Source organism: Mesorhizobium sp. M4A.F.Ca.ET.022.05.2.1 (assembly GCF_003998845.1).
GTDB lineage: Bacteria > Pseudomonadota > Alphaproteobacteria > Rhizobiales > Rhizobiaceae > Mesorhizobium.
On record NZ_RZOJ01000667.1, the window covers coordinates 1 to 1,826 of the forward strand.

The 1,826-nt window shown below is 65.3% G+C and carries 2 protein-coding genes; both read right to left on the reverse strand.

What is annotated here, in order from left to right:
• On the reverse strand, positions 1-1,429 hold a 1,429-nt coding region (locus tag EN745_RS34345; protein WP_127423279.1), incomplete at its 3' end, for an L-aspartate oxidase.
• Positions 1,426-1,826: quinolinate synthase NadA (nadA, locus tag EN745_RS34350; protein ID WP_189363259.1), on the reverse strand; the 401-nt coding region annotated here is incomplete at its 5' end. The genes EN745_RS34345 and nadA, both read right to left, overlap by 4 nt.

The window sequence follows — 1,826 nt, forward strand, 5'->3', positions numbered from 1 at the left end:
GGTAGTGCGAACCGCGGCTCTCCTCGCGCCGAAATGCCGCGATCGCGATCAACAGCGCAACCAGGGCCGGGTCGGCCGTGGCGGTCTCGCCAACGGCGATCGGTAGAAGGGTCGGGATCGCCTCGCGCAGCGCTTTGCCATTTCGAAAGATGCCAAGCGCATTAGAGACAAGTTGGCGTAAAGGTGAAGGGTCGGGTCGCAATGGAAAGACTGCCGGCAGCCTGGGCCATTGCCGGCCGGTTGAGGTCCCGGCCACACTTGCCGCGACCCAGGCGGCTGTTGCAATGGCTTCGGTCAGCGAGTTGCTGGCGAGACGATTGGCGCCATGCAGCCCTGTGCATGCGACCTCGCCGCAGGCCCACAAGCCGCCAACGGAACTGCGCCCTTCAGCGTCTACCGCCACGCCGCCCATGTGATAGTGAGCCGCCGGACGCACGGGAATGGGCTCCATGGCCGGATCAATGCCGGCCTGCTTGCAAGCGGCGTCGATCGCCGGGAAGCGTTTTGCGAATTTTTGCCCGAGGCATCGCCGGGCGTCGAGATAGACACGATGCCCGGCGGCAAGCTGATTGGCGATTGCGCGGGCGACCACGTCGCGCGATGCGAATTCAGCGCCAGGTATAGCGGCAAGGAAGCGGTGACCGTATTCGTCCACCAGCACCGCGCCTTCGCCCCGTACCGCTTCGCTTATAAGCGGCATTGGCCGGCGCGGCGTGTCGAGCGCGGTCGGGTGGAACTGCACGAATTCCAAATCGGCGAGCTCCGCGCCGGCACAGGCGGCCAGCGCAAGGCCATGCCCATATGAGGAAAGCGGGTTCGTGGTTTCGCCAAAGAGGCCGCCGATACCGCCAGTCGCAAGCACCACACGGCGGGTGGGCAAAGCAAACACGCCACTGTGCAGGACGGCCAACAAGCCCACAACGCCGCCCTCTGCAACGACCAGGCGAAGGGCTGTCGCACCTTCCATGATTGTGATCGAACGGGTTCGCCGCGCCACGGCGAGCAGCGTGCTGAACAACTCGCGGCCGGTGGCATCACCGGCGGCATGGACAATGCGGCGCCGCGAATGAGCCGCCTCCAGGCCGAGCAGCAGTTTTCCGTCTAACGCGCGGTCGAAAGGAGCGCCCAGACGAATGAGGTGGTCGACGGCTGCGGGGACTGACTCGACGACTCGCCTGGCGATCGCTTCATTGCAAAGGCCGTCGCCGGCAGCAAGCGTGTCGGTCAGATGGAGTTCGGGACTGTCGTCGTCCCCCAGGCTCGCGGCAAGGCCGCCCTGGGCCAACGTGCTTGAGGTTTCGGTTCCGAGCGGAGCGCGGGAAAGAATAACGACCGGCTGTGGCGCCAGGTGAAGCGCGGTCATCAGGCCGGCGATGCCAGCGCCGACAATGACCGGCGCCCCGCCAATGTCATGGACGTCTGGGGTCATACGAAGAGCATGCGCTCGACGGCCCAGCGGGCCCGCTCGGCGACACGCGGATCGATCGTGATGACGTGACGGTTTTCCTCGATCGCGCTGCGGATGTTACGAAGCGTGATGCGTTTCATGTGCGGGCAAAGGTTGCACGGACGCACAAAATCCACGTCCGGGTGCTCGACCGCGACGTTGTCGCTCATCGAGCATTCGGTCATCAGCACGACGCGCGCCGGTTTGTGTCGTCCGACATAGTCGGACATCGCCGCCGTCGAGCCGGCGAAGTCCGCTTCGGCGACCACCTCCGGTGGGCATTCTGGATGGGCAAGCACGGTCACACCCGGATGGGCCTCGCGCAGATCGCGAATGTCGTTCGCACTGAAGCGCTCATGCACCTCGCAGCGTCCCTTCC